Origin of the sequence: Chryseobacterium sp. JJR-5R (genome assembly GCF_034047335.1) — a bacterium.
GTDB lineage: Bacteria > Bacteroidota > Bacteroidia > Flavobacteriales > Weeksellaceae > Chryseobacterium.
In genome coordinates, this window is the sequence record NZ_CP139137.1 from 134,714 (window position 1) to 160,907 (window position 26,194).

The following is a 26,194-nucleotide window of genomic DNA, read 5'->3' on the forward strand; positions in this document are numbered from 1 at the left end:
TTATGAATCAAGATCAAACTCTTCGTTTTCCAGGATAGGGATCTTACGCAGGAAATCATCAAATTCTTTAGGATAGTTGCTTCCTGCACCATAAGAATCAATCATCATTCCCAGGTTGCCGTCAGTATCTTTAATTACATAAAGGACAGCATTGTCATCCGGATTGCTCGGTCCTTCGAAACGGTAGGTCTTTACGATGGTCAGTTCGTCAGGCTGGTATTTTTTTTCAGAATTTTCAAATTTCATTTCACCTTCTTCATTCATTCTGAATTCCCTGTGGATCCCTCTTTGTGTCAGTCTTGTCATCACCTGACTTAATGTCGTCATTTTATCGATATGTCCTTCCATAATATTATTTTTCCTTTAAGATACAATAATTAAACCACAGCGATAAAGAAAGGTATTTATATAGGAGATTAAACCGGAGCCAGTTAAGTGTTAACAAAATTTATAATACATATCATTCTTTGGGTATGCTTTTTGCAATAGAAAAATTAATAAATCAGACGAAATATGAAAAAAGAGGTCGGAGTTTTACTGGCAGGGGGAGTTGGTCTTTTGGCAGTATTAAGCATCATCGGTATCAAGAAAATATTAAATAAAAAAGATAAAAAGTATAACGATACCTACTCGGATTATTACAGGCATTTTGACAAAGACTCCTATGATGACGAATATCACGGAGTGGAATTCTATGCATTGAAATAGCAATACAAACAACAATAATAAACATTATCATATATAATCCATACCGTAAAGGCGATGGATTTTTTTGTGTAAAATTTGTTGTTAAAAAGCATTGTTTATTAATGTGCCGTTTTATCTTTACAGATTGATGCAGAACGAAAATATAATTAAAGGTCAGGGAGCTCAGCGAAATGTGGTCAACCGTTTCGAAAAATATACTTATGAGCCGGAAGACGAAGATGTCGAAACGGTAAAAACATCCTTCACCGAAGTTTTTCCTAAGACCATTGTGAATCAGGTGAAAAGCAAAGATCTGCCGATGGAATATTCCATGAATCCTTATCAGGGTTGTGAACACGGCTGCTCGTACTGTTTTGCGAGGCCGACCCATGAATATTGGGGCTACAGCGCAGGCGTTGATTTTGAAAGAAAAATCATGGTCAAAAAAAATGCACCGGAACTTCTGGAGAAATTTTTCCAGAAAAAGCGGTACCAGCCGGCACCGATTTTACTTTCCGGGAATACCGATTGTTATCAGCCTGCAGAACGCCGGTTTGAAATAACACGTAAGCTCCTGAAAGTGTGCCTGGACTACAGGCATCCCGTCCATATCCTGACCAAGAATGCAATGGTTTTAAGGGATATTGACCTTTTACAGCCGATGGCAGAACAAAACCTGGTTTCCGTCTCTCTGAGTATTCCCACCATTAATGAAGAGCTTAGAAGAAAAATGGAGCCGCGGACCAGCTGTGCGAAAAATAAACTGAAAGCGATAGAGGTATTATCCGAAAGCAAAATTCCGGTGAATGTAATGGTTGCACCAATTATTCCCGGGCTCAATAGTGAAGAACCGCTGGCTATTTTAAAAGCCATTTCAGATGCGGGTGCAAAAAGCTTCGGGTATACATTAGTGCGGTTGAATGATGCGGTTGAACCGGTCTTTGTTCAGTGGATTGAAAGTGCTTTTCCTGACCGTGCCCAAAAAGTACTGAACCTGATCCGCTCTGTGCGCGGCGGGAACCTGGGTGAAAAAAGATATTTTGACCGTCAGAGAGGTGAAGGAAATATTGCTGAAATGATCCACAGTACTTTTAAAATCGGAAGGAAAAAATTCTTTGACAGAAAAGAATTCCCGAAATTGTCAACCGCTGGGTTTACCGGAGCGAAAGACCAGCAGCTGAGGTTGTTTGATTGATCATTAAAATATTGAGAAAACTGTTTTTCTTACTTTTGCTTTTTGCGGAAATAATTTTGTCTTTATATATTCCATGGATTACCCGGGCTAATTGTACAGATTACTGACGCTTCGAATGATTTTAAATTTAGCCTTGTATCTTATAAAAATGAAAACAACAATGTATTTTTTACTCCAAAAAAAGGTAAAATTTTAAGTTTTTCTAAATTTAAACTTTTGGAAGAAAATTTTTACAGTCAGCCTTTTGCAGAGCTTGAAAGCAGTGGTATGAGATTGGTACATGCTGATGAAAAAGGGAATAGATTGCCCTGGAATTCACGAGAAATGTCACAAAAAATGCAGAATACGCTTAAAGAAAATAATAATCCCATAGAGCTTAATTATAAACCCGACTTCAAATAATACATAATTTATAAAAAAGAAACCGCTCCAAAAGGAACGGTTTTATCATTTGCAGATGAAATCTATAGTTTAGATTGAATCATCCGGGCATTTGAAATCATCACTGCAGGTTGTACAGATTACTACGTTCCCGCATGCATACACGCAGAAATCTGGTTCCGGAAGTGTTTTAATTCCTCCTGCTCCCGTAATTGTTTTTAACTGGCTTTTGTTTAACTTCTTTAGATTTTTCATATTGTTTTAATTAAAAATTTGATAGTACTGTAAATATAATTAAAAAATACATAAATCAAACTGTTGTGGTATATTTTTTAAATAAAATTTATTAATTTCATTAATTGGTGAATAAAATCACTTAAAAATTTGATTGTTAATAAGATATATTTTAACTTTAAATTGTTAACAGTGTTGTCCGAAAAGCTTACAGAATAAGAAATACCAAACATAAAAACAATGAAAAATTACAGAAAACTTTCAAGAGAAGACAAAAAAAGAATTTCAGCCGGTGATAATCCGGCGTACTGTTTCGAAGGCGGCGGCCCCGGAACCGGAGGCTGTGCTGCTGATCAGATTTGTTCAGGCGGAAGATGTATTCTATATAATGATCCCGGAAACGGGGGAGGAGGCAATCCCGGCGGCGGCGATTCTTTTACCTGCATCTGTCCGTGGGGAACGGTTATACAGTCGACCCCTTGTCCGGAATTTTACTGCATCACAGGATAATTAAGAATGAAAAATGGCTGTGAAAAAATTAAAGTCAATAATTGATCTTATTCCTAAATACAAGAACAATCAATTATTGACTTTTTATCTGTTATTTTTTAATCAGTCCCAGTTCAATTAACCGCTCATGCAGAAATGCTCCGGCTGTAGTATCTTCATACAGTTTCGGATGGTTTTCATCTACACAGTTTTCAAGCGCGTTTAAAGACATGGAGCTTACCGGATGCATAAAGAAAGGGATGGAATACCTTGATGTCCCCCAAAGCTCTCTCGGCGGATTAACGACCCTGTGGATGGTTGATTTCAGTTTATTGTTCGTATGCCTTGAAAGCATATCCCCGACGTTGATCATCAGCTCGTCCGGTTCTGCAATCGCATCGATCCATTCGCCTTTGTGGTTTTGAACCTGAAGGCCTTTTCCCTGGGAGCCCATCAGAAGCGTAATCAGGTTGATATCGCCGTGAGCCGCTGCCCTTACCGCATCGTCCGGTTCCTGTGTAATAGGAGGGTAATGGATCGGTCTTAAAATAGAATTTCCTTCTGCAATTTTATCGTCAAAATAAAATTCATCCAGTCCTAAATACAAAGCCAGGGCCCTTAAAACATACTGTCCTGTTTTTTCCAGCATCTGGTATGCTTCTTTGCCTACTTCATTGAACTTCGGAAGTTCTTCAACCGTTACATTATCTGGGTACTCGCTTTTGTATTGTGAATCCTCAGTCACATACTGCCCGAAATGCCAGAATTCTTTCAGGTCTCCTTTTTTAAAGCCTTTTGCCGTTTCTTTGCCGAATCCTACATAGCCTCTCTGTCCGCCAATGCCCGGAATCTCGTATTTCTGTTTTGTTTCTGTGGGCAGTTCAAAAAAGTTCTTTACCTCTTCATACAGTTCATCCACCAGGGTGTCACTAAGAAAATGGCCTTTTAAGGCTACAAAACCAATTTCTTCATAAGCTTTTCCGATTTCATTAACAAATTTCTGTTTGCGTTCCGGGTCACCCGAAAGGAAATCACGCAGGTCTACACTAGGTATTTTGTCCATTTATAGAAATTTTACGTAGCGCTAAATTACAGATTTTAAATTAAATTCTTTTTTATCTCCGGTATTATAAATTAAATTTGTCCTATGAAAAAATATTCTTCCAAAAGAAGTATTCAGATATTGGCACACCTTCTTCAACAGTACGGAATTTCAGATATTATCATCTCCCCGGGATCCAGGAATGCTCCTCTGGCGATTCATTTTTCGGAAACCGACGGCTTTAACTGTTTCAGTATTGTAGATGAAAGGAGTGCGGCTTTCGTAGGAATGGGAATGGCCATGAGCCATAAAAAACCGGTTGCCATTACCTGTACCAGCGGTTCTGCAGCAGCCAATTATTATCCTGCGGTTACGGAAGCTTTTTATTCGAATATCCCGCTTTTGGTGCTGACTGCCGACAGGCCCACAGATTATGTGGATATTTTTGACGGACAGACGATCAGGCAGCAGAATCTTTTTCATCAGCATTCCTACGGGGACTTCCAGCTGCTGGAAGACAGCCGGGAAAATGCGGAAGATTTTAATTTCGATACCCTTAAAAAAGCCATCGAGCTCTGTTTTGAAAAGCAGGGCCCGGTTCATATCAATATTCCTTTGGAGGAACCTTTGTATGAGCTGATCTCTGAGCTCCCGACTTTCCCTACCGTAGAGAAAACAATCAAGCAAAAAGATTATGAAATCCCGTCGAACCTTGTGGCTGACTGGAATACTTCGCAGCGGATTATGATTCTGGTAGGAACCAGGGGCTACAGTCCTGAACTGGAAAATCAGCTGTCCCAGCTGGTTAAAAACCATTCTGTTGTAGTGTTGAGTGAAGCCAATTCCAACCTGTATCACGAAAAGTTCTTCAGGCATATTGACCGTTACATTTTTAATTTCACCGAAGAAGATTACAGGACCTATGCACCTGATTTACTGATTACGGTAGGGCAGAACGTAGTGTCTAAAAAAGTGAAGCAGTTTTTAAGGAGTGCCAAGCCGAAACAGCACTGGCACCTGGATGAAGTCTGGCAGCCCGATACCTATTTCGCCCTGACAGAAAAGATAGAAGCAAGGCCTGAAATTTTCTTTACCAAACTATTGAAATTCATTAATCTGGAGCCAAGGCCCTATTTTAACCTCTGGGATATTTTAAGGGATAAAAAAGATGCAAAGCATGAACAGTTTCTGAATACGGTAGGATTTTCTGATTTTTATTTCTTCCGTACATCTTCACAGGCGATTCCTGAACATTACAATATCCATTTCAGCAACAGCTCAGCCATCAGGTATGCCCAGCTGTTTGATTACGGGAAGAGAAAAATCTATTGTAACCGGGGAACGAGCGGTATTGACGGTTCCACGTCTACTGCCATGGGATTTGCCATTAAAAACGCGGATCCCACCCTGCTGATTACAGGGGACCTGAGTTTTTTCTATGATATCAACGGGCTTTGGAACCAGTATATTCCTCCTTTTGTAAGAATTATGATTTTTAATAACGGGGAAGGCAATATTTTCAAGATTATTCCGGGCCCGGGAAATGCCAACCCGAATGCACTGGATGAGTTTATTGCTACCAGGCATCATAAAAATGCAGAGCATCTCGCAAAACATTTCGGGTTTTCTTACACGAAAGTAGATGAAGAAGCTACATTAGACCGGGTCCTGGAAAATTTCTTTAAACCTGATGTTCAGCCTAAGATATTGGAAATTAACACCTATGGGAAAAACAATGCCGAGGTACAGAAAGCTTATTTTGAATTTATGAAAGATAAATAATTTATTTAAATTTGCTGCTTGAAAAAATTACGCTACAAACCATGAACAAATTTTTATTTCTCTTATTAGGTTTCTTCTATACATTTTTACATTCTCAAAACTATTCCGGAGGTTCCGGAACGGTAAACGATCCTTATTTAATATCTAATCTTACGGACTTAAGATATTTAAGTGAACATAACTCAGATTGGAGTAAAAGCTTTTTGCAGACAGCAAATATAGATGCTACAGTCAGCTCAACATGGAATGGTAATAAAGGTTTTTTTACTATCGGAAGCCCATCCGCTTCTTTTTACGGAACTTATGACGGCGGAGGATACAAAATTATAGGGATGTATATCAACAGATCTTCCAATATGTATGCAGGTATGTTTGGAACGGTATATACTTCAGCAACGATCAAAAATATAAATCTGGTCGGAGGTTATTTTTCCGGTGATATGTATACAGGCAGTATTGCCGGTGAAGTTTTGGGAACGATTACCAATTGTACTTCTTCTGCAACTGTTAACGGCGGAAAATATGCAGGCGGATTGGTTTGCCTTATTAAAAATGGTATCACCAATAGCTCAGCAACAGGAAATGTCACAAGTGGATCTGGCTACTCAGGAGGAGGTCTTGCTGCCGGAGCTACCGGCACTGTTTCGAATTGTTTTGCAACAGGGATTGTTAAAGGTTCTACCGGAATAGGCGGTCTTTTGGGAAGCTCAGGCGGTGAAGTCATAAATTGCTATGCAACTGGTAAGGTTACGAAACTTCCATTTGGAGGAAGCACTACTTCGGGAGGCTTGATTGGTTCTGCTGCAAAACTTGTTTCAAATTCTTATGCAACTGGAAATGTGGATGGTGATATAGCTGGAGGCCTATTAGGTGAAACAACAAGTAATGTAACAAAAAGCTACGCCACAGGAAATGTAGATGCAACCGGAGCGAGTCAAAATATTGCAGGTGGTTTGATAGGAATGATAAGGCATGCAACCGCAGCTTCGTATTTTTCATCTGTCAGTTTATCATTTTCCACAGGAACGGTTATCGGAGGTTCTATTACCGGCGGCTTAGTTGGATTTGGCAAGAATTTACAAAAAATCAATATTACAAATTGTTATTCCAGAAGCAAGGTTAACAATGGAACGGGTGCGCTTTTTGGTTATTTTCAAGAGGATGGTGCATTTATTACAACCAGTTACGCAACAGGACAGCAAGGAGGAACTAATCCGGGAGGATTGCTGTCTTATGGATTGAACGTAACTTTAACCAGAGCCTTTTGGGACCGTGATACAACAGGTGCTTTGGTTGCGGATGCTTCCGGCTGGAATCAGACCGACGGAGGAAGAACAACTGCGCAAATGAAAGCTCAGGGTACATTTATCAATTGGGATTTTGCAACCGTTTGGGCAATAGATCCGGCTGTCAATGACGGATACCCGTATCTAAAAGAAAACTCAGGATATTTGGCAACAGGTGAATCATCAAAAAAGGATCACTCCATCAAAATATATCCCACAGTAGTAACTGATAGGGTATATATTTCTTCTGATGTTAATATTATTAAATATTCAATTTTTGATATGCAGGGAAGATTAATAAGACAGAATGCTGCTAATTCGAGAGAATTTGATATTAATCTTAATGATTTACAGCAAGGAGCTTATCTCTTAAATATGATGCATCAAAATGGATTTGAATCTAAAAAAATCATCAAGAAATAAAATTTAGAGGTCTAAATATTCTTCATTTCCGGGCAGGTTAATAATTTTGTCAAGCGGATAAATAAAGTTTTTATTGAAATCATTCATGGCATTAATGATCTGGAAATGAGAAAACTGTTTGATGTTCTGGATGTTGATTTCGGTTTCTTTGATTTTTTTCTGTTTTAAAAGGTACTGCCGCTGCACCCCGTTCAGAAGGTAAGTGGACGGCGTGTACCATTCTTTCCCCTTTAAAAACAGAATATTGGAATAGGAAGTATCCGTCACATGGTTGTTTTTAATAATGATAATTTCCTCTGCTTTGGATTTCATTTTCATTTTTTCCAATTCTTTCCGGTCTTCAAACTTGAAGGAATAATCATAGCCGTTATTCTCCACCAGCTGGAAATCCTGTATTTCCGGTATGGCATAAGGAATCATCTGGGTACGCACTTTTTTGTCAAGATCATACACAACCCTGAGCTTAAAAAGCCCGTCTCCGTCATGGTCCAGCTGTTTATAGATCTTGGCAAGGTCTACAGAGCCTTCTTTCCCAAAGTGGGCAAAAGTCTGGTCTACGCGCTTCTGATGCAATTCCGATAAGAAAATCTCCTGGTCTTCTACTTTGATGCTTTCAATAAATTGGGACATAAATTTTATTTTTCATTTCCTGATACTCGTCTTCCGGCCTGCTCATATGGGTAATCCCGCCGCCGCTTTTAAAATAAAGCGTATCACCTTCTTTCTCTATAAACCGGATCATAATACAGCTGTCTACATTTTCACCGTCAAACCAACCGCAGACTCCGGTGTAAAAACCCCTTTCATAACCTTCCGCATCTAAAATTATTTCCATTGTTTTAGATTTCGGGGCTCCTAAAATAGAGCCTGCAGGCAGCAGGTTCTGCATAATGCTTCCTACCTTTCCGTTAAATTCAGGCTTGATATTTCCTGATATTTCCGAACTCATGGCGTACAGGTCCTTTTGCCGGGTCCTGATGAAATCAATGTGCTGGAATTTATCCACTTTCACATCATCTGCCACCATGCTGAGATCATTCCGGAGCAGATCTACCACCGTATAATGTTCAGCTTTTTCTTTCCTGTCATTTTTCAGGGTTTCCTCGGCATTTTCCAGGGCGGCATCGATGGTGCCTTTCATGGGATAGGTAAGAATTTTTCCGTCAATGATCTTCACAAAAGTTTCAGGAGAAAAAAATACAAAAAAATCTTTATAAAAAACTTTATATTTCGCGCCTGAATGAAAAAATATTTCCCTAAGGGTCAGGTTTGTCTCGATTTTGGTTTTCCGGGTATAGTTAGTCAGATAAGAATTTCCGAGGTGGATGTTTTCCTGCACCTTATCAAACCCTTTTTTAAAGCTTTCCAGGGTTTCGGGATACGATTTCCATTCAATATTTTTATGCAGGGCAGGCTGGTGCGATGTATTTGAAAAGTTTTGAAAATCAATCAGCAGGTCTGAATTTATCAGCTCTTCCTGTCTGAAAATTTCAATATTCTCTGCCTGAAAGTCGATCATAAAGAAAAAAGGGACTTTCCGGAGCGAAAGTTCATCCATTTCCATAAATTTTTGTTGTTTCACTGAAAACATTCTGCAAAAGTAATTATTGATGATTACTTTTGCACAAAATTTTTTAATGGAAAACAGATATCCACAGAAACCGGGATTGGATTTTATACTGAAGCAGGCATTTTTCTACTGGAATAAGACGCTCATCTACCAGCTGATGTTTTCAGTGATTTATTTTGTCATCTTTTTCACGGCATTTTTTTTCTTTGCTTCAAAATACGGCATCTGGGACCAGCAGCAGGAACTTGTTGACGCTTTCCAGGTGAGCACTGAAGCGTATCTTCAGAAAGCACAGGCGATGGGGCAGACAGAAAGTTCACAGTATTTCAGTTATGCATTTTTAGGAATACTTGTTTTTTTATATCCTTTAAACCTCGGGCTGTTTCAGATTTTCAGGAAAATCGATCTGAATGAGACACCGGAAATCGGAGACCTGTTTGTTGGCTACAACGGTTTTAATTTTTTTAAGTATGCCGCCTTCTATCTATTCTGGTTCATGGTTTATATGATGACATTCAGGCTGGTTATCCTGCCGTTCGTATGGGTATGTATTACGATCTTTGTTGCGCCGATTATGTTTTTTATGAACAAAACAATCTTTGAATCCATCTCTTTGAATTTTAAGGCATTAAAAATGTATTTCCTGGAAATATTTGTCTGTGTCATGGTTGCGGTTATCTTTAAATACGTCGGGTTTGCCTTATTTCTTATCGGCGGATTGTTTACATTTCCTTTCTGGAATGCTATGATTTACTCACTTTATAAAACAATTTTTACAGAGAAGGAGTAAATTTTAAATGTTCAATGTTTTTTCTTTCAAAAAAAAGTTAAATTTGGGAGGAACAACATTAAAACACACATCATGTCAGAATTTAACGAATTTGATCTGCAGGGCTCTGTTCCGGAAAGGACTACAGGCTCTGTTATCTCACACGCTTTCGAAATGTACAAAGGCATCTTTTTATATGCCATTGTAGCAATGGTTATCTATTTAATCGGGGGGTCTATAATAAAGGCCCTGAGCGGATTCAATTCCATGAGCTTTGCCGACGATATGAAAAGCTATGGTGATAATTTTTCCGGGTATAATATATGGGCAGCCCCCGGATTTACCCTGTATCTTTCCCTGTCATGGTTTTTAGGGATTTTACTGGCTCCGCTGTATGTAGGCCTGATCTATATCGTTAATAAGTACAATACCAAAGAACCTATTGAATTTTCTGATTTATTTATCGGTTACCGGCAGAATTTTGTCAATATTCTGATCTATAGCCTGCTTTCAAGTCTTATTTCCTCAGTAGCGGCTTTTTTCTGCGTCATTCCTGTATTTTTTGTTTATCCTTTACTGATGCTGGGTTACCCTATTCTCCTTTTTGACAATGCCAGTGCCACAGATGCTTTAGGGAGAACATTCAGCATAGCCAAAGAAAATTACGGCACGTTTTTAGGAACGACTGTTTTGGGAATCATAATTTCCTGTTCCGGAATTATACTTTGCGGAATCGGGGTCATTGCAACCGCTCCGTTTATCATGGTTGTGATGTATTCGCTGTATTGTGCTTTCCTGGGAAAACCGAGACAAATAACTTATAAGAAATGATGAATAAAGAACAACAAATAAGCAGTACTAAAATAAAGCAGGTAGCATTACTTGCTATTATTTTGGTCATGGCAGGTCTAATCTGCTTTAATCTTGCGCTTTTTATACCTTCGGTATTGGGCGCTATTACCATATATGTGGTATGCAGGAAATATAATTTTTATCTTCAGGAAGAAAAAAAATGGAAACCCTGGGCTGCAGCGCTTGTCCTGATGGTTGCCAGCCTTATTATCCTTATCCTGCCGATTTATTTTATCGGGGATTTACTGATTGAAAAATTCGGGAATGCCCAGGCTTATATGAACAAGTTCAATGTATTCCTGGAAAAAATACATACCTATGTTTATTCTAAAATCAAGGTTGATATCCTGAGTAAAGAAAATATGGGTAAGCTTCAGAGCAGTGTCGGGCAATTTTCTACAAAGGCTTTGAGCGGGACGGTAAATACCCTTACCGTGATCGCATCCATGTATTTTATTCTTTACTTCATGCTCGAAAAGCCACGGTTTTTTGAAAGGATCCTTTCTTCATCCGCTCCCCTGAAAAGATCAAACGTTTCTATGATTGGTGAGAAAATGAGAAAACTGATCATGGCTAATGCAATCGGCCTTCCGGTGGTAGCACTTGGCCAGGGTATCATTGCCCTGATCGGGTACTTCATTTTCGGGGCACCAAGCCCGGTCTTGCTTTTCGCTCTTACTGCTGCCGCATCAATGATTCCTGTAGTGGGAGCTGCCATTGTATATGCGCCGGTCTGTATCTTCATGATTGCGGAAGGAAATACCGGTGCAGGACTAGGACTGGCAGCCTATTGCTTAGTCGTAGTCGGTGTAACAGATAACCTGCTTCGATTTACCCTGCTTAAAAAACTGGAGGATATCCACCCTTTAAATACCGTTTTCGGAATTATTATGGGAATGAACCTGTTCGGTTTTATGGGACTGATTTTCGGGCCGATTATGGTTTCCCTTACCTTATTGCTGATCCAGGTTTACAGAAATGAGTTTTCTGAAGACGATATCCCTGAACTGCAGCTTCCTGACAAAAATGAAGCATTGGAAAAGAAAATTGATTTAATACTATAATGATAAAATGACAGAAGGAATAAATCCGGAGATATTGAAGGAAATCTGCACCGCTAAAATGCCTTTTGGGAAATATGCGGGGACGGTTATCGCAGATCTGCCGATAAGTTACCTAGAATGGTTCCAGCGTCAGGGGATGCCTAAAGGAAAGCTGGGAATGCAATTATCAACAATTTATGAAATCAAGCTGAATGGGCTTTCAGATCTTCTGATTCCTATCCGAGGAGGTACTGTAAATTATGAAAAGCCCAAAACAAAAACGTATAAATTCTAAGATTAAGATATAATTTCGGCGGCATCAGAGATGCCGCCGAAATTATTATTCAGACAGATCATTGCGGTTAAATAGGTTCCCAGAGTTCTACTTTATTGCCTTCAGGATCAAGGATGTGAATAAACTTTCCAAAGTCATATACTGCAATATCATTCAGAATTTCCACGCCTTCTTTTTTTAATTCTTCAACCAATGCTTCCAGGTCATCAACGGTATAGTTGATCATAAATTCTTTGGCAGAAGGCTCAAAATAGGATGTCGTCTCCGGCATCGGGCTCCAGGTGGTTGATCCTTTGGAGTCTGACTCAGCAGCCTGTTTCCAGTCAAAGGTAGTTCCGTATTCATTTCCCTCTATTCCAAGATGTTTCCTGTACCATTCTTTTAAGGCTTCAGGATCTTTACATGTAAAGAAAATTCCGCCGATACCTGTTACTTTTTTCATGTTTATAAGTTATAGTTAATGATTTTCAGATGTTATTCAACAGCAGTTTTTTATGCTGACATTTTATATTCTTTAACCTTTTAAGGCGGCAATTTCATCCCTTAGCTTTGCCGCTTTTATGAAATCAAGGTTTTTGGCAGCGGCTTCCATTTCTTTTTGTTTCTGTCCGATGACCTTTTCCATATCTCCGGAAGTATAAGTCGCTTTGGCTTCAGCCACTTTCTGCAGGATCTCTTTCTGTGTATATTTTTCGTCAGGGAAATCCTTGGTCCTTCCCACCAGGCTTTCAGAAATCTTTTTATTTAAAGCAACAGGAACTTTACCGTGCTTTTCATTGTACTCTATCTGCTTTGCTCTACGGTAATCCGTTTCATCCAGCGTAGCCTGCATTGATTTTGTGATCTTATCGGCATACATGATAGCCCTTCCGTTCAGGTTTCTTGCAGCCCGGCCTACGGTCTGGATCATCGACCTCCTGCTTCTCAGCATTCCTTCTTTGTCTGCATCCAGGATGGCCACCAAAGAAACTTCAGGTAAGTCAAGCCCTTCTCTCAATAAATTCACTCCGATCAGGACATCAAAAAGGCCTACACGCAGATCCTGCATGATCTGGATACGTTCCAGGGTTTCCACATCAGAGTGAATGTACCGGGTCCTGATACCGAATTTGGTGAAATATTTGGTCAGTTCCTCTGCCATTTTCTTTGTTAATGTTGTTACCAGAACCCTTTCGTCCACATCAGCCCGCTTTCGGATTTCTTCCATTAAGTCATCAATCTGATTGATGGTAGGCCGGATTTCAATGATGGGATCCAGAAGCCCTGTCGGACGGATGATTTGTTCAATGTAAGCACCGCCGGTTTTCTCCAGCTCATAATCGGCCGGTGTGGCAGATACATAGATAACCTGGTTCTGGATGGCTTCAAACTCTTCAAATTTCAGAGGCCTGTTGTCCATCGCTGCCGGAAGCCGAAAGCCGTATTCCACCAGGGATTCTTTTCTGCTGCGGTCGCCTCCGTACATCGCATGAACCTGCGGTACGGTTACGTGGCTTTCATCAATCACCATCAGGTAATCTTTAGGGAAATAATCCAGCAGGCAGAAAGGCCTGCTTCCGGGAATCCTGCCGTCCAGGTATCTGGAGTAATTTTCAATTCCCGAGCAGTAGCCGAGTTCTTTGATCATTTCCAGATCCAGCTCTGTTCTTTCCTGCAGCCTTTTGGCTTCCAGCGGTTTTTCAACGGAATTAAAAAAATCAACCTGTTTTACCAGGTCGTCCTGAATACTTCTGATAGCACCGTTTAAAGTATCTTTTGAAGTTACAAAAAGGTTGGCAGGGTAGATCTGGATCTGTTCAAAGCTCGCGGTGACATTTCCTGAAACGGGATCAAAACTCTGGATTTTTTCAATTTCATCCCCGAAAAACTGAATTCTTACGGCATTGTCTGCATAGGCCGGAAATACATCAATAACATCACCTTTTACACGGAAGGTCCCTCTCTGGAACTCATTCAGCGTTCTGGAGTACAATGCATTAACCAAGGCATGTAAAAGAGCGGTCCGGGTTACTTTTTCGCCAATGGCTATTGAAATCAGGGATTTGTGAAATTCCGTAGGGTTCCCGATACCGTAAATGCATGAAACGGAGGCCACAATCAGCACATCCCTTCTTCCGGAAAGCAGGCTGGCCGTTGCCGAGAGTCTCAGCTTTTCAACTTCTTCGTTGATGCTCAGGTCTTTTTCAATATAAGTTCCTGATGTTGCGATATAGGCTTCAGGCTGATAGTAATCATAGTAACTCACGAAATACTCCACGGCATTCTCAGGAAAGAATTCTTTAAACTCCATGAAAAGCTGTGCGGCCAGGGTCTTATTGTGTGCCAGTACCAGGGTAGGCTTCTGCACATTATGTACAAGATTTGCCACTGTAAAGGTCTTTCCCGATCCGGTTACTCCCAGTAAGGTCTGGTACTTTTCACCGATTTTAATGCCTTCGGTAAGTTTTTCAATGGCCTGGGGCTGGTCACCGGTGGGTTTATATTCTGATTCTAATTTAAACTGCATAAAAAATGTGATCTTGTATAACAAAAATACGAAAGAAATTTCTGATTAAAGATGTATTTAACATTTACGAAAATTAGCCCGTAGATTTTAAATCAATGATCATATATACAAAAACAGCACCTTTTCGGATGTTGCTTTGCTTTATTTGAATAACCGGATTTTGTGGCACCAATTTTTCTATCTTATTCTGTAACCTCTTAATTTTGATTATGAAAAAAGTATTCTTACCTCTTTTATTTACCTCTGGAATCATGCTCGTTTCCTGCCAGGGAAAAGGTAAACCAAGCGAACCTTCCGCAAAGGAAGAGAAACCCAATACAAGTTATAAGCCTGCTTTTAAAGGGCAGACCAGAATTACTCCTGTAAAGACAGTAACGCCCTATACAGTAGAAGTGCTGAATAAAGACCTGGGAAAACCGTGGGGGATTATCAATTTGCCGGACGGCAGATTCCTGATCACGGAAAAATCAGGTTTTATTAATGTAGTATCAGCCGACGGAAAGCAGGTTTCTAAAATTGAAGGCTTCCCTAAAGTGGATGACAAAGGTCAGGGCGGAATGCTTGATGTGGCCTTAGACCCCGATTTCAAGACCAATAATATGGTGTTTTTTGTTTTTTCTGAACCTTTCGGAGACGGTAATCTGACCTCGGTGGCCAAAGGAAAGCTTTCTGCAGATATGAAAAATATTTCAGGCGTACAGGTAATTTTCCGGGCGACGCCTTCTTATGATGGAGACAAGCACTACGGAGGACGGCTGCAGTTTGATAAAGACGGGAATTTATTTGTAAGCACAGGTGAACGGTCAGATAAGCAGACCAGGGTGTATGCTCAGAAAACAGATAATTATTTAGGTAAAATCTTAAAGATTACCAAAGACGGGAAACCTGCTCCGGGAAATCCGTTTATGAATACCTCCGGATATAAACCTGAAATTTATGCATTCGGAATCCGGAATCCGCAGGGCATGGCTCTGGATGAGAAAGGACAGCTCTGGGATATTGAAATGGGGCCTCGTGGCGGAGACGAAATCAATCTGATTCAGCCGGGGAAAAATTACGGTTGGGGAGACGTTACGTATGGCATTGAATATTCCGGGGAGAAAATCAACAACGGAACGACACAGAAGGCAGGAACCGAGCAGCCGGTTTATTATTGGGATCCGGTAGTTTCCCCGAGCGGCGTGACTTTCTATACCGGGAATATACCTGAATGGAAGGGCAATTTATTCATCGGATGCCTAAGCGGACAGCACATTAACAGGATTGTCATGAAAGACAACAAAGTAGTGGGCGAAGAAAGGCTGCTTCTGGACCAGAAAGAAAGATTCCGGGATGTCCTGAACGGAATGGACGGCAACTTGTATGGAATTACCGACAGCGGCAAACTCTATAAAATTTCTAAGAAATAATAATACAGTATTCCCACAGGTTTTGCATCATACAGAATTTTAAATTCGTATCACTGTGAAACCTGTGGGAATATTATTTAAAAGCTGTTGATCATCCTGTTAAGCCCTTCGGTCAGGATTTCCTGAGAAGTGGAGAAACAGATCCTGATATGCCCTTCGGCACCTTTTCCGAACCATCTTTCCGAGCCCGGAACAACGGCGACTTTTCCTTCTTTAAGTACATGCTGGGCAAATTCATCACTGGACATGCCTTTTTCTATTTTAGGAAATATTACAAAGGTAGCTTCCGGAAGATTCGGGGTGAGGATCCCGGAATTGCTTAATATGCTGTGAGCCAGATCCCTGTTGTGCTGTAAATGGGTGAGGAAATCATTAAACCACGGTTTTGCCTTGTCAATCGCTACGCTGGCAGCAATCTGGGATAAAGTAGAAACGCCTTCAATGGTAGAGTTAAAGTTGGATTTCTCCGTAAAATCATCCAGAAGGTCCTGGTCATTGCATAAAACTGCTCCTATTCTCAGCCCTGCAATCCCGAAAGATTTTGAAAAGCCGAACACCGTAAAACTTTTATTTTTAGCCTCCTCAGATACCGAGGAATAGGTATTGAATTCCTTCTTGTCATATACAATGTCACTCCATATTTCGTCACTCATCACCCAAAGATCATGAGTTGCGGCAATCTCTGATATTTTTTTCAAAATTTCTTTGGAATATACCCTTCCCACAGGATTATGGGGATTGCAGATGCTGATTAGTTTTGTTCTGGGAGAGATTAGGGAAACCAGCATCTCAAGATCGATATCGCCTGTTGCAGCGTCTACTGAACACAGCCTGATATTTCCTCCGACCGCTTCCACTGTTTTTTTGAAAAGGAAATCGACAGGGTCAAAAATAATCGCTTCGTCTCCGGGATTTAAAACATATTTTGCAATCAGGAACATGCCCTGAGCTGCACTGTTTACGGCTAAAACATTGTCCGGGGTAAAGTTTCCTTTCTTTTCCGTATTGAAATGTTCGGCAACGCTTTTCCTGAATTCCGGAATCCCGGAAAAAGGGCCGTAGCTTAAGTAGCCGTCCCTGATATATTCAATGATTCCGTTTTCGATTTCCTGTGACATCCTGAAATCAGGATCAGCTGCCGTCAAAGGGATGATCCCGTTTTCCAGTGTGGCCCATCTGCCGTTATAGGCTTTTCTTTTCAGGGCTTCGAAATTAATATCTGTATTTGTAAACATCTGTTATTTATAAGAGATTGGTAAAGTATTTTTTGGCTGTTCGTCCAGAGGCAGCAGGAATTGCTCAAGCAAAGCCCTCCCGTTTCTGATGTGAATGTCGATTTCAGGCCTTCTTTCTTCCTCATATGTCCGGAAAGTTTCCTGAAGGTTATTTCCTTTGGTCAGAAGACCGGTTAATGTAAAGGAATCCTTCAGTGCAGAGGTAACCCCCTGGCTGGTAAAAGGAATGAGCGGATGGGCTGCATCTCCAATGAATACCACATTCTCATGGTAAAACGGATTTAGCTTTTCCAGTTCATATACCCTCCAGATGTGGGCATTTTCATAGCCTGAACCTTCGATAATGGAAGAAACCAAAGGGTTCCAGTCACCGAAATTGTCAAGCATGAACTGCCTGATGCAGTCCGGCGTGTAGTCTTCATTGATAAAAAACCGAGTAATATCAAACTGGCAGTACCAAAGGATTTTTGAAGAAGAAAGTTTTAAAACGCCGAAGGTGAGACCTCCGTTCTCATGGTGGAATTTCAGGAAATTGCTTTCTATCTGTGCGGCAAGTTCTTCATTTTCAATAATATTGACCACTTCGTTTTCCAGTACGGCTTTCATGGTCTCATCCTGGAAAATTTTCCTTCGGATCCTACTTCTTGATCCGTCCGATGCAATAACCAGATCAGCTTCCAGTTTTGTATTGTCATTAATCAGGATGTCCGCTTTTCCGTCTGAGAAACCGTTTAAGGCTACTGTTGTTTCGTATGAAAGCCTGTCTGAAGGGATTCCGTTGGCCAAAATCTCAATCAGTGCACTTCTTGAAACTACAAAAACATCATCCAGGTCTTTTTCTGAAATGATTTCCCCGCTCCGGCTGTAATGGATGTATTTTTTCAGGAAACTGCCTTTTTCGTAAAGGTGATCAATGTTAATGATATTGGAAAGAAACTCAATGCCTTCTTTGGGAAGGATAAACCCGTGCCCTTTCAGGTCATTCTGCGTTCTTCTTTCGTAGAGGTGATAGTCTATATTATTTTTTTCTAAATAATTTGCCATGCTCAGGCCGGAAACCCCGGCTCCTATGATTGCAGCTTTGCCCATCTTTTAATGTTATCGTATTGTTTTGTTGGTTGTTATTTTTGATCTGAATATCTGAAACGCTCGGCTTATATCTGATAAAGCCGGTATGTTGTGTACAGCAGATACAGGTAATCTCCCTTTTACCAAAGTATAATACATTTGATCAGGAAAATACAGGGTTCTGTACAGGATTGAAAAGGAAGTTATTCCGGTGCTTTGAAGATATTGTCATCTGAATGAAAACCCGCAACACCGCCGCTCACGGCAAATTTCATGGCAGTAGCCGCCGTCATCCCGACAACAGGCTTGATGTTTTTTTCTTCAGTAACAATTACCCAGCCTGAAATAGCATACGAATGGGGAAGGTAAACCGCAACATAATTGTGTTTTTCCACATCCGCCATCTCTTTTTGGGTCAGGAACCCGATTCTCCAGATTTCCGGGTTTTCATTGGTTTTTACCCAGACCGGGTCATTGAATTTTTTCTTGTCTCCGACAAATGAAGACATCACATCTTTGGTTGGGGTATAAATGTGTTTAACGCCGGGTGTTTTCTCCAGTAAACGGTCCATGGAATCGAAAAAGAATTTTCCCAGCACAAATTTGTTTCCTAAGAATCCTAAAATTGCGGTGCATAAAATTGTTGAGATAAAGACCAGTCCCGGAATTTCCCTTGCCACTGAAGGGATAATGTTATCAATTGACGAAACAACATACCAGATCACAAAAATGGTCAGCCCGATGGGCCCGATAATGACCAGTCCCTGAAAAAAGTTTTTCAGGAAAAAATTGGCAAAGTTTTCAAACGTCAGTTTTTTCAAAATAGTTTATCCGTGTATGGTTTCTCCTTTTCCATAAGAAAGGATGATCCTGGCTTCATATTCCAGCCACTCTTCCCATCTTGCATTTACTTTATCGGGATCCCCAAGCTGTCTTGCAAAACCGATAAAGGTGGTATAATGATTGGCTTCCGAGATCATCAGTTCTTTGTAGAAGGTTTTCAGTTCCTCATCCTTAATATTTTCGGTAAGCACTTTAAATCTTTCGCAGCTCCTGGCCTCAATCATCGCGGCAAAAAGCATCTTATCTACAATAAGGCTATCCCTGTTTCCTCCTTTCTGGATAAAATGTACAAGTTCGTTTACATAATCATCTTTTCGGGTACGCCCGAAAGTGTAGCCTCTTTTCTTAATGATCTCATGCACCTGATTGAAATGGTCCAGTTCTTCCCGGGCAATGGCAAGAAGTTCTGTTACAATTTCAGGGTATTCCGGGAGCATGGTAATCAGCCCGATGGCATTGGTAGCGGCTTTCTGCTCACACCAGGCATGGTCCGTTAAAATTTCTTCAATGTTTTCCTCTGCGATATTTGCCCACCTCGGGTCGGTAGGAAGTTTCAACTTAAACATATTTTAAATTTTCCGTAAAATTAAAATAATTTGTGATACGAACGAGCCTTTTATTGTTATTTCCTGTTTTACATTGAAATTCCAATTTTACTGCAGTTTTTTAAACAGATGGTCTCTTTTTTGATTGTTGATCTAAAAATAACTTAAAAATTTAAACAATGGAAACAATTACAATTCTGAAAAATAAGGCTAATGCTTTATTGTCATTAGCATTCTCTGTACTGATGTCTCTTACTGCTTTTGCCCAGGATACTGCCGGAGAACTGGTTACCAAAGAAAACAGTTCTAAAACCACTACCACTACGGAATGGTATGCAGATCCGATGTATATTATTGCCGGAGCGGTCCTGCTGATTATCATTATCGCTTTGATAACCAGAAGCGGAAGAAGAAGATAAATTAAGGCTGTTATTTAACAGCCGTTTTTATTCTCAGGAACTGCAATGCTTTCCACCCCCATCCGTCCACTTTTTTCAGTCCGCCGGAAATTATGAAAGCCAAGAAAATATTAATGATGTATATTAAAACCATCAGGATCCACCAGGGCATACTGTCTTTTAATGGGGTTACCAGAAAATAGACCAATGACGAACTTATTCCCTGTGCAAAATAAAAGAATATGGCATTCCTGCCGATATGGGTAACAAAACTTTCTTTCGTAATTTTTAACCGGTTGTAAAAAACAAATAGGGTTACCAGTGAAAATAAAGCCCAGATGATATAAGGGATCTTCGGCGGAAACTTATTCCTGTTGATCTTATAAAAGATTCCATTTCCGTAAAAGAAGAACATCCATACTAAGGCTAAAGCTACAATGCCGTATAAAACGGGGATTATCTTTTCCGGAATCTTTTTTCCTTTCATCTTATGAGCAGCCAGAAATGCGGTCATGTAAAATGCAACATAACCCACCTGTCCTGTGGGATACATTTCCGGGAATATATTAAATATCAGTGTTAAAGCCACACACAGCCCAATGAACCAGTTGATGTGCTTCGGAAAGAATTTTAAAACCAGAACCCCGAAAACCGTCAGTATAAAATACACTTTCAGATACCAGAAACTGCCCATTACTACGGGGAAAGTGTCTGCATTGCTGTATTCATGGAGGTACCAGTTGCCGAGGTTTTCCCATTGGGGAACTGCAGAAATATCTGTAGCGGCATATTTTGATCCGAAAGTCGTATAGAAATTCTGCAGCCATTCCATTGAAAAAAAAGCAAGCCCGAAAACTTTGAAGAAATAATCCAGAAAAAACAACAGGGTTACAAAGATCATATACGTAATCTGCAGTTTCAATAACCTGTAAAATGTCTTTCCAATATCAGATCCTGAGGTAATTCCGCTTAATGCATAGAACAGCGCCACATCAAACACCAGGGAAAATACCCTTACTTCAGCCGGAATGTAAAGCTGCCCGGACCAGAATGCCGTGTGGATAAAAATAATGGAAAGGGTAGCCATGCCTTTTGCAAAATCTATATAAAGGTCTCTTTTCATGCGAATGTATATGATGCGTCAAAAGTAAATAAACTTTACGGATATTTAAATAAAGAAAAGAGGTAAGACCAATGCTTACCTCCTGAATAATAATATCGAAAATGAATGAATGAATTTTTATTTAAGTTCTTTAAATGCTTCTGCAGAAATTTCCCCGCTTTGGATTTTTCTCAGTTCGTCCATATACTGAGTCATATAAGCATCAATTTCAGGATACTGGGTGTTTTTTCCCATCTTATAGGTTCCGTTTAGAACGCCCTGGTAGTAGTAGAAGAAGTTATAATCAAATGCAGCTGCAGTAAGGTCATACTGCCCCAGTAAAAAGCCCAGACGTACTGCTGATCTTCTCTGTGGCGGAGTTCCATGGTGCCCCGGACTGGTGGTCTGGTAATCGCCGATGCTCTGTGCAAACTCATAGGCGGCGGCAATCTGAGCAAAGGAGGTCTGGTTGTATCCGTTTGGTCTTCTCAGGTAATAGCCGGCAAAACCGTCTGCTTCCAGCTCATTGGGCCTTGCTGTAGGTTCGCTTACTGTAGGCAGTCCAAAGATGTATTGCAGCTGATGTCCGTATTCATGCGCGAGGATCATGGCATTCACAATATCTCCGCCTTTGTTTTTGGCATCATAATAAATGGCATAGCCATAATAAATTTTTCCGGTGGAATAGGAAATCGCATTGTATGTAGAATTGTAGTTTGAAGGGTCATTCACGAACCTTAATGTCGGATTGCTTCTTCCCCACAGGCCTGCAATTTTAGTCATCTGCGCATTCATAAAATTGGTATCTGTGGAATTCTGGAGCGAAGTTGTCAGGACTGCGTTTGAACTCCAGTACTGATCTACGTAATAGCAAACCTTTTCCAGTGCATTCGGCTGCTCCGGCTTCAGGCTTTCTGTCTGTTGCTCCGTTACCGGAGTTTCCATGGTGTCGTCATTACATGCTGACAGGGAAAGTGCAGCAATGGCTCCCACAATAAGGTGGAAATTAAAATTTCTTTTCATATAAAATATTTTGATTAACACGAAGTTATTACATTTAACGGAAAGTTTTATCACTTTATTGTGATAAATTATTCAATACATAGTTAAAATTTATATTTAAAAAAGATTGGATTGAATTTGAGATGATTAAAAAATAATTCATATATTTGCACCTCGAAATAACTAAAAAAATCTATAAACAATGTTTGCAATTGTAGAAATAGCAGGGCTTCAATATAAAGTTGAGCAAGACCAGAAGTTGTTTGTAAACCGTTTGTCAGGAGACAAAGGAGGTAAAGTATCTTTTGATAAAGTACTTCTTACCGTAAACGGAGCAATCACTGTAGGCGCCCCAGCTGTAAGCGGAATCACTGTAGAAGCAGAGATCCTTGACCACGTAAAAGCTGATAAAGTAATCGTTTTCAAGAAAAAAAGAAGAAAAGGTTACCAGGTGAAAAATGGTCACAGACAATCTTTAACTCAGATTCAGATCACCGGGATTACCGGATTTGAAAGAGCTGAAAAAGCAGAGAAGCCTGCTAAAAAGACAACAAAAAAAGCAGATGCTGAAGCTGCTGAAAGCGCAGAATAATTTAAACCAAAAAACCTTAGAATAAAATGGCACATAAGAAAGGAGTTGGTAGTTCCAAAAACGGTAGAGAATCTCACTCTAAAAGATTAGGGGTAAAGATTTTCGGAGGTCAGGAGGCTATTGCCGGAAATATTATTGTTAGACAAAGAGGTACTCAACACCACCCGGGTGCAAACGTGGGAATCGGTAAAGATCACACTTTGTTCGCTTTAATAGACGGAAAAGTAGTTTTCAGAAAGAAAGCAAACAACAGATCTTTTGTATCTGTAGAAGCAAACGCATAACACAAGCGTTTTATAAAGACTTAAAATCCCCGGAAAACCGGGGATTTTTTTGTTATATACATTCAGGATAATATTTTATTCATTTAATCCGTTTGCAGTGAAATATTTTTATATATTTGATTAAATCAAAAATAATTAATATGAAAAATTTAAAAAAAATCAACAGGCAGGAACTTAAGCATGTCACAGGCGGAATTGTTCCGGATAACGGATGCCTGCCTTGTGATGTTTATTGCAGCATTCCTGAAGGGCAGCGGCCGACCTGTAACATTGTGTATATCGTAGCACACTGCAACGGCTGTAAAGATTATCCTTTAGAATCGTAATGATCCATACTACCATACCTGCATAAAAAATCTCCTTCGTTTTGAAGGAGATTTTTGTATCAGAAGCCGAACTGAAATCCGGCTTTAATTCCGAACTTTGAAATATCAGGCCTGTCGAGATAATTTCCCCTCCAGTTAAAATCTACCCTGAATATCCTGAGGTTTCCGAAACCTATATTTTCAATACCTACTCCATATTCATAATATATATGCTCACTGGGCGCTGAATATTTGAATCCGGCTACATTAATGGCTTTTGATGCCTCGCTTAACGTACCGTAAGCCCCTCTGATAAATGCAATTTCCCTCAGTTTTAATTTCTTGATTAAAGGAATATAGGAAAGTATTTTACCGTTAAAATGATGCTCAAGATGAAGCGTAGTATAGGTATCGGCAACAAATTCATAATAATTTAGCTGCGCAAAAGTATTGGCTGCCAGGCTATAGGACTGGTTTCCCGGGATTACGTTCTGTAAAGCCAGAGGCACGGTATCGAAATTTTTCCCGGCTTCAAAATTAACCAGCGTTTTGCCCCAGCTGCCGATCAGCACCGGCTTATAAAACATGAACTGCAGCTTATTATAATTAAAATCTGATCCGAATAAGCCTTCAACTCCTTTTGTGTACTTTAAAATAATGGTAGGGGCCAATGTTCCGTGCTCATACCGGTCAATACCGGTTTGCGAGAATTTGGCTCCCGGCCTTGCGATTAGACTCAACGTAAAATGAGAATCGTTGGCTGTTTTTCTCAGATCCCCGTTTTTATAATACATCAGGTTAAAACCATCAGGATTGGCAGATTTGATGCTCTGCATGCTTCCGTCCAGCCTGATCTGGAAGTTTTTCCACGGCTCGATAGAGGTGAAGACATTGGTTTGGTTTAAAGAGCTTAAAGATGCATTTTCTCCTCTTGCAAAAATGGTTGAGGAAGCAAATGTCCTTGCCATAATCCCGTCATCATTGGTAAGCTGCACTCCCAATTGTAAGATATCCCTTCTCGTTCCGGCTCCTACGGTAAACCTGTTTACCCTGTTGAACATAAATCTCGCTTCTGCTCCGTATTTTAACTGCTGGTCTTTAAAACCGTAAGCCGTATAGAACTGTACCCGCCAAGGGTCATTTCTGGTAAAGTAGGTTCTTGCTCCGAGCCTTATCCTGTCGCCTTCTACTTCATTTTTTCCGTAGACAGAAAAAATAGGGCCTATATCAATGCTCTTTCCTACATTATAATATCCGGAACCAAGGGTTTCATATAATTTTACAAGGCGGTTGAACTTTGGGGTCTGCTGAAGCTTGTCCAGCATATCATAAATTCCCTGCTCGCTTTTTGAGAGCGAATCCGGCCGTGCTTTCAGCCAGTAAGCATCATCCTTGTCTACAAACCGGTCATTGTATTCCTCTTCTTTCCGTTTGAAAATATTATCTTCAAGGGGCTTGTTAAATTCGTAATCCGAATAATCGACAGACCGTTTTGCAACAATGCTTTTGGAGGTTTTCTTTTTTGAAAACGGAGTCATTTCAATTTCAGTCACAAATTTCCTGGGCAGGAATGTACTCTCATCAGGATTGTCATATTCCAGTTCCGTTGAAATCCCGTTGATGAAGTTAACATTGATTTTCTGTGTAGATTTCAGGGTCGCCCCTAAAACCGCATAACTGTCGGTATCAATATAAAGGTATCCCTGGAAGGCCAGTACTTCGGTCCTTTTCGGCTGATAGCGGATCTTGAAAGCGTTTTCTCCGCGGATTGAAATGGTATCAATCAGGTTATAATCGTATGTACTGAATCCCGTTTCTCCCACCGGGCTCGGAAATCCGATATCAAAATAATTTAATGTGTTATCGTAAATATTGATGTCCCGGTAGAGGTTTTTGGCAGTCAGTGTAATAATCTGGTTATCCTGGAATCCTGAAGTTTTCTGTGCGGTAAGCAGCCTTTTGTTTTTTTTTGACGGCCTGTTTTCCCCGTAATTTTCATATACGGCTTCATTCAGGAAAAGGGGGAGGCCCATTTTTCCGCTTGCGGTAGAGTCTGCATATTCAAAGATAAAATCAAGTTTATTAAAGATTTTTCTTTTCATAAAAGCACTGTCCAGGTTATTGGCATCAAACTGGATTTTTTCATACTCTTTGTATGTGTAGGTGTCAAACTTATCCAGTCCGTTGTTTCTTTTCCGCTCCCAGACTTTCTGCATGATGGCATAAGCCGGGTTTTCCTTCTTGTTCTTATACTTAGGTTTTTCGTTATGGATCACTACCTCTTCAATGCTGCTCACTTTTTCCTGTGAAAGCTTTACAAAAATATTGGAGGCCGTTTCCGGAGTAACCGTTAGGTTTTCTAGCGCATAGTTTTTTCTTAAAAATTTTAATTTGTAAATAATGCTGTCAGACTGAACCGTAAAGTTGCCCGAGGTAGTGGTAAGCACAGGCTTGTTGCTTTCATTAATGAAGACATCCACGCCGCTTATTTCTTTGTTGGTTTTGGCATCTACAATCCTTCCGTTGGCCGTATTCTGCGCATAAACAGATTCGATGAAAAAAAGGAGAAAAAAGAGAGGGTAATATTTCGGATTGTTAATTAACATTTGTTGTTTCTTCAAGCTATTAGCATAAACAAAAAGTATGCAGTTTTATTGTTGGTAATCAAAATATTTCGCCTGGAATTCAGGCTGGATATAAAACTGCAAATGTAAGGAAATAACATCATCATTCTCGGAATTCAGTCTGATGTTTCATTAAAAATAATAAATCTCTGCAGTTCCTTCATAAAAAGTGGATTGTGGCATAAAACTTAATGTATGATCAGGTAGCAGATTGCTGTTCAGGCAGAATTCTT

At 40.1% G+C, this 26,194-nt stretch carries 29 protein-coding genes; 15 read left to right on the forward strand and 14 right to left on the reverse strand.

Annotated elements, in window-relative coordinates; translation table 11 throughout:
• On the reverse strand, positions 1 to 348 hold the full coding sequence (locus SD427_RS00630) for a hypothetical protein (RefSeq protein ID WP_320559407.1): 348 nt from the start codon (positions 346 to 348) through the stop codon (positions 1 to 3).
• A 165-nt stretch (positions 349 to 513) separates the two neighbouring features.
• On the opposite strand from SD427_RS00630, the gene SD427_RS00635 reads away from it, so the two are divergent.
• From SD427_RS00635 to SD427_RS00645, 3 genes are all read left to right on the forward strand, one after another.
• The gene (locus tag SD427_RS00635) at positions 514 to 708 is read left to right on the forward strand and encodes a hypothetical protein (RefSeq protein ID WP_056219633.1); all 195 of its coding nucleotides are present in this window, start codon (positions 514 to 516) and stop codon (positions 706 to 708) included.
• 127 nt (positions 709 to 835) lie between these two features.
• A complete protein-coding gene (locus SD427_RS00640) occupies positions 836 to 1,882 on the forward strand; it encodes a PA0069 family radical SAM protein (protein WP_320559408.1) in 1,047 nt (348 codons plus the stop codon).
• A 216-nt stretch (positions 1,883 to 2,098) separates the two neighbouring features.
• The gene (locus tag SD427_RS00645; protein ID WP_320559409.1) at positions 2,099 to 2,284 is read left to right on the forward strand and encodes a hypothetical protein; all 186 of its coding nucleotides are present in this window, start codon (positions 2,099 to 2,101) and stop codon (positions 2,282 to 2,284) included.
• Positions 2,285 to 2,353: 69 nt separating this feature from the next.
• Here SD427_RS00645 and SD427_RS00650 read toward each other — a convergent pair whose 3' ends face one another.
• Positions 2,354 to 2,518, reverse strand: coding sequence for a bacteriocin-like protein (locus SD427_RS00650; protein ID WP_320559410.1), 165 nt, complete (start codon positions 2,516 to 2,518; stop codon positions 2,354 to 2,356).
• 219 nt (positions 2,519 to 2,737) lie between these two features.
• Between SD427_RS00650 and SD427_RS00655 the strand changes: the two genes are divergently transcribed.
• Positions 2,738 to 3,007, forward strand: coding sequence for a hypothetical protein (locus tag SD427_RS00655; protein ID WP_320559411.1), 270 nt, complete (start codon positions 2,738 to 2,740; stop codon positions 3,005 to 3,007).
• A gap of 91 nt (positions 3,008 to 3,098) precedes the next feature.
• Here SD427_RS00655 and SD427_RS00660 read toward each other — a convergent pair whose 3' ends face one another.
• Entirely contained in the window at positions 3,099 to 4,049 is a 951-nt protein-coding gene (locus SD427_RS00660) for an isopenicillin N synthase family dioxygenase (RefSeq protein ID WP_320559412.1), read from the reverse strand.
• 84 nt (positions 4,050 to 4,133) lie between these two features.
• Here SD427_RS00660 and menD point away from each other — a divergent pair, with 84 nt between their 5' ends.
• On the forward strand, positions 4,134 to 5,810 hold the full coding sequence (menD, locus tag SD427_RS00665; RefSeq protein ID WP_320559413.1) for a 2-succinyl-5-enolpyruvyl-6-hydroxy-3-cyclohexene-1-carboxylic-acid synthase: 1,677 nt from the start codon (positions 4,134 to 4,136) through the stop codon (positions 5,808 to 5,810).
• Between the two features lie 41 nt (positions 5,811 to 5,851).
• Positions 5,852 to 7,519 (forward strand): T9SS type A sorting domain-containing protein, encoded by a 1,668-nt coding sequence (locus tag SD427_RS00670; protein WP_320559414.1) that lies wholly within the window; start codon positions 5,852 to 5,854, stop codon positions 7,517 to 7,519.
• Positions 7,520 to 7,522: 3 nt separating this feature from the next.
• Here the strand turns inward: SD427_RS00670 and SD427_RS00675 are convergent, their stop codons facing one another.
• Positions 7,523 to 8,149, reverse strand: coding sequence for an aminotransferase class IV (locus tag SD427_RS00675; protein WP_320559415.1), 627 nt, complete (start codon positions 8,147 to 8,149; stop codon positions 7,523 to 7,525).
• Positions 8,133 to 9,110, reverse strand: coding sequence for an aminodeoxychorismate synthase component I (locus tag SD427_RS00680; RefSeq protein WP_320559416.1), 978 nt, complete (start codon positions 9,108 to 9,110; stop codon positions 8,133 to 8,135). The genes SD427_RS00675 and SD427_RS00680 overlap by 17 nt, the downstream gene beginning before the upstream one ends.
• A 46-nt stretch (positions 9,111 to 9,156) precedes the next feature.
• Here SD427_RS00680 and SD427_RS00685 point away from each other — a divergent pair, with 46 nt between their 5' ends.
• The 4 genes from SD427_RS00685 to SD427_RS00700 all read left to right on the forward strand — a co-directional run bounded on the left by SD427_RS00685 (position 9,157) and on the right by SD427_RS00700 (position 12,048).
• Complete coding sequence (locus tag SD427_RS00685; RefSeq protein ID WP_320559417.1) at positions 9,157 to 9,879, forward strand: hypothetical protein; 723 nt, start codon at positions 9,157 to 9,159, stop codon at positions 9,877 to 9,879.
• A 72-nt stretch (positions 9,880 to 9,951) separates the two neighbouring features.
• Positions 9,952 to 10,689, forward strand: a complete 738-nt coding sequence (locus SD427_RS00690) for a beta-carotene 15,15'-monooxygenase (RefSeq protein WP_320559418.1) — start codon at positions 9,952 to 9,954, stop codon at positions 10,687 to 10,689.
• Positions 10,686 to 11,774 carry an AI-2E family transporter gene (locus SD427_RS00695; RefSeq protein ID WP_320559419.1) on the forward strand — a complete coding sequence of 363 codons (1,089 nt, stop codon included), beginning with the start codon at positions 10,686 to 10,688 and terminating at the stop codon, positions 11,772 to 11,774. The genes SD427_RS00690 and SD427_RS00695 overlap by 4 nt, the downstream gene beginning before the upstream one ends.
• Before the next feature lie 19 nt (positions 11,775 to 11,793).
• Positions 11,794 to 12,048, forward strand: a complete 255-nt coding sequence (locus tag SD427_RS00700) for a DUF3820 family protein (protein WP_320561065.1) — start codon at positions 11,794 to 11,796, stop codon at positions 12,046 to 12,048.
• A gap of 67 nt (positions 12,049 to 12,115) precedes the next feature.
• On the opposite strand, the gene SD427_RS00705 is transcribed toward SD427_RS00700, so the two are convergent.
• Both SD427_RS00705 and uvrB read right to left on the reverse strand, forming a co-directional pair.
• Positions 12,116 to 12,490 carry a VOC family protein gene (locus SD427_RS00705; RefSeq protein WP_320559420.1) on the reverse strand — a complete coding sequence of 125 codons (375 nt, stop codon included), beginning with the start codon at positions 12,488 to 12,490 and terminating at the stop codon, positions 12,116 to 12,118.
• A 72-nt stretch (positions 12,491 to 12,562) separates the two neighbouring features.
• Positions 12,563 to 14,554, reverse strand: a complete 1,992-nt coding sequence (gene uvrB / locus SD427_RS00710; RefSeq protein WP_320559421.1) for an excinuclease ABC subunit UvrB — start codon at positions 14,552 to 14,554, stop codon at positions 12,563 to 12,565.
• 209 nt (positions 14,555 to 14,763) lie between these two features.
• Between uvrB and SD427_RS00715 the strand changes: the two genes are divergently transcribed.
• Complete coding sequence (locus SD427_RS00715) at positions 14,764 to 15,963, forward strand: PQQ-dependent sugar dehydrogenase (RefSeq protein ID WP_320559422.1); 1,200 nt, start codon at positions 14,764 to 14,766, stop codon at positions 15,961 to 15,963.
• Positions 15,964 to 16,040: 77 nt separating this feature from the next.
• Here SD427_RS00715 and SD427_RS00720 read toward each other — a convergent pair whose 3' ends face one another.
• The 4 genes from SD427_RS00720 to SD427_RS00735 all read right to left on the reverse strand — a co-directional run bounded on the left by SD427_RS00720 (position 16,041) and on the right by SD427_RS00735 (position 19,675).
• On the reverse strand, positions 16,041 to 17,198 hold the full coding sequence (locus SD427_RS00720; RefSeq protein WP_320559423.1) for a pyridoxal phosphate-dependent aminotransferase: 1,158 nt from the start codon (positions 17,196 to 17,198) through the stop codon (positions 16,041 to 16,043).
• Between the two features lie 3 nt (positions 17,199 to 17,201).
• Positions 17,202 to 18,287, reverse strand: coding sequence for an NAD(P)/FAD-dependent oxidoreductase (locus tag SD427_RS00725; RefSeq protein ID WP_320559424.1), 1,086 nt, complete (start codon positions 18,285 to 18,287; stop codon positions 17,202 to 17,204).
• Between the two features lie 182 nt (positions 18,288 to 18,469).
• Positions 18,470 to 19,087, reverse strand: coding sequence for a DUF502 domain-containing protein (locus tag SD427_RS00730; RefSeq protein WP_320559425.1), 618 nt, complete (start codon positions 19,085 to 19,087; stop codon positions 18,470 to 18,472).
• Positions 19,088 to 19,093: 6 nt separating this feature from the next.
• Positions 19,094 to 19,675: a tRNA-(ms[2]io[6]A)-hydroxylase gene (locus SD427_RS00735; RefSeq protein WP_320559426.1), complete on the reverse strand. Its 582-nt coding sequence runs from the start codon at positions 19,673 to 19,675 to the stop codon at positions 19,094 to 19,096.
• A gap of 158 nt (positions 19,676 to 19,833) precedes the next feature.
• Here SD427_RS00735 and SD427_RS00740 point away from each other — a divergent pair, with 158 nt between their 5' ends.
• A complete protein-coding gene (locus SD427_RS00740; RefSeq protein WP_320559427.1) occupies positions 19,834 to 20,073 on the forward strand; it encodes a hypothetical protein in 240 nt (79 codons plus the stop codon).
• Positions 20,074 to 20,083: 10 nt separating this feature from the next.
• Here SD427_RS00740 and SD427_RS00745 read toward each other — a convergent pair whose 3' ends face one another.
• Both SD427_RS00745 and SD427_RS00750 read right to left on the reverse strand, forming a co-directional pair.
• Entirely contained in the window at positions 20,084 to 21,175 is a 1,092-nt protein-coding gene (locus SD427_RS00745) for an acyltransferase family protein (protein ID WP_320559428.1), read from the reverse strand.
• A 117-nt stretch (positions 21,176 to 21,292) separates the two neighbouring features.
• Positions 21,293 to 22,177 (reverse strand): metalloprotease, encoded by an 885-nt coding sequence (locus SD427_RS00750; protein ID WP_320559429.1) that lies wholly within the window; start codon positions 22,175 to 22,177, stop codon positions 21,293 to 21,295.
• A gap of 181 nt (positions 22,178 to 22,358) precedes the next feature.
• Between SD427_RS00750 and rplU the strand changes: the two genes are divergently transcribed.
• From rplU to SD427_RS00765, 3 genes are all read left to right on the forward strand, one after another.
• On the forward strand, positions 22,359 to 22,748 hold the full coding sequence (rplU, locus tag SD427_RS00755; protein WP_320559430.1) for a 50S ribosomal protein L21: 390 nt from the start codon (positions 22,359 to 22,361) through the stop codon (positions 22,746 to 22,748).
• Positions 22,749 to 22,774: 26 nt separating this feature from the next.
• Positions 22,775 to 23,032 carry a 50S ribosomal protein L27 gene (rpmA, locus tag SD427_RS00760; protein WP_027387413.1) on the forward strand — a complete coding sequence of 86 codons (258 nt, stop codon included), beginning with the start codon at positions 22,775 to 22,777 and terminating at the stop codon, positions 23,030 to 23,032.
• 140 nt (positions 23,033 to 23,172) lie between these two features.
• Positions 23,173 to 23,358 carry a bacteriocin-like protein gene (locus tag SD427_RS00765; protein WP_320559431.1) on the forward strand — a complete coding sequence of 62 codons (186 nt, stop codon included), beginning with the start codon at positions 23,173 to 23,175 and terminating at the stop codon, positions 23,356 to 23,358.
• 59 nt (positions 23,359 to 23,417) lie between these two features.
• On the opposite strand, the gene SD427_RS00770 is transcribed toward SD427_RS00765, so the two are convergent.
• The gene (locus tag SD427_RS00770) at positions 23,418 to 25,943 is read right to left on the reverse strand and encodes a DUF5686 family protein (protein ID WP_320559432.1); all 2,526 of its coding nucleotides are present in this window, start codon (positions 25,941 to 25,943) and stop codon (positions 23,418 to 23,420) included.
• Between the last annotated feature and the right edge of the window lie 251 nt (positions 25,944 to 26,194).

Bases quoted from the DNA above. Each gene is read 5' to 3' on its own strand.
- SD427_RS00680 (WP_320559416.1), bottom strand. From the start codon at position 9,110: ATGTTTTCAGTGAAACAACAAAAATTTATGGAAATGGATGAACTTTCG.
- SD427_RS00740 (WP_320559427.1), top strand. From the start codon at position 19,834: ATGGAAACAATTACAATTCTGAAAAATAAGGCTAATGCTTTATTGTCA.
- SD427_RS00720 (WP_320559423.1), bottom strand. From the start codon at position 17,198: ATGTTTACAAATACAGATATTAATTTCGAAGCCCTGAAAAGAAAAGCC.
- SD427_RS00695 (WP_320559419.1), top strand. From the start codon at position 10,686: ATGATGAATAAAGAACAACAAATAAGCAGTACTAAAATAAAGCAGGTA.
- rpmA (WP_027387413.1), top strand. From the start codon at position 22,775: ATGGCACATAAGAAAGGAGTTGGTAGTTCCAAAAACGGTAGAGAATCT.
- SD427_RS00640 (WP_320559408.1), top strand. From the start codon at position 836: ATGCAGAACGAAAATATAATTAAAGGTCAGGGAGCTCAGCGAAATGTG.
- SD427_RS00660 (WP_320559412.1), bottom strand. From the start codon at position 4,049: ATGGACAAAATACCTAGTGTAGACCTGCGTGATTTCCTTTCGGGTGAC.
- SD427_RS00705 (WP_320559420.1), bottom strand. From the start codon at position 12,490: ATGAAAAAAGTAACAGGTATCGGCGGAATTTTCTTTACATGTAAAGAT.
- SD427_RS00750 (WP_320559429.1), bottom strand. From the start codon at position 22,177: ATGAAAAGAAATTTTAATTTCCACCTTATTGTGGGAGCCATTGCTGCA.
- menD (WP_320559413.1), top strand. From the start codon at position 4,134: ATGAAAAAATATTCTTCCAAAAGAAGTATTCAGATATTGGCACACCTT.
- SD427_RS00685 (WP_320559417.1), top strand. From the start codon at position 9,157: ATGGAAAACAGATATCCACAGAAACCGGGATTGGATTTTATACTGAAG.
- SD427_RS00670 (WP_320559414.1), top strand. From the start codon at position 5,852: ATGAACAAATTTTTATTTCTCTTATTAGGTTTCTTCTATACATTTTTA.
- SD427_RS00650 (WP_320559410.1), bottom strand. From the start codon at position 2,518: ATGAAAAATCTAAAGAAGTTAAACAAAAGCCAGTTAAAAACAATTACG.
- uvrB (WP_320559421.1), bottom strand. From the start codon at position 14,554: ATGCAGTTTAAATTAGAATCAGAATATAAACCCACCGGTGACCAGCCC.
- SD427_RS00725 (WP_320559424.1), bottom strand. From the start codon at position 18,287: ATGGGCAAAGCTGCAATCATAGGAGCCGGGGTTTCCGGCCTGAGCATG.
- SD427_RS00770 (WP_320559432.1), bottom strand. From the start codon at position 25,943: ATGTTAATTAACAATCCGAAATATTACCCTCTCTTTTTTCTCCTTTTT.
- SD427_RS00735 (WP_320559426.1), bottom strand. From the start codon at position 19,675: ATGTTTAAGTTGAAACTTCCTACCGACCCGAGGTGGGCAAATATCGCA.
- SD427_RS00745 (WP_320559428.1), bottom strand. From the start codon at position 21,175: ATGAAAAGAGACCTTTATATAGATTTTGCAAAAGGCATGGCTACCCTT.
- SD427_RS00765 (WP_320559431.1), top strand. From the start codon at position 23,173: ATGAAAAATTTAAAAAAAATCAACAGGCAGGAACTTAAGCATGTCACA.
- SD427_RS00715 (WP_320559422.1), top strand. From the start codon at position 14,764: ATGAAAAAAGTATTCTTACCTCTTTTATTTACCTCTGGAATCATGCTC.
- SD427_RS00630 (WP_320559407.1), bottom strand. From the start codon at position 348: ATGGAAGGACATATCGATAAAATGACGACATTAAGTCAGGTGATGACA.
- SD427_RS00690 (WP_320559418.1), top strand. From the start codon at position 9,952: ATGTCAGAATTTAACGAATTTGATCTGCAGGGCTCTGTTCCGGAAAGG.
- SD427_RS00655 (WP_320559411.1), top strand. From the start codon at position 2,738: ATGAAAAATTACAGAAAACTTTCAAGAGAAGACAAAAAAAGAATTTCA.
- SD427_RS00635 (WP_056219633.1), top strand. From the start codon at position 514: ATGAAAAAAGAGGTCGGAGTTTTACTGGCAGGGGGAGTTGGTCTTTTG.
- rplU (WP_320559430.1), top strand. From the start codon at position 22,359: ATGTTTGCAATTGTAGAAATAGCAGGGCTTCAATATAAAGTTGAGCAA.
- SD427_RS00675 (WP_320559415.1), bottom strand. From the start codon at position 8,149: ATGTCCCAATTTATTGAAAGCATCAAAGTAGAAGACCAGGAGATTTTC.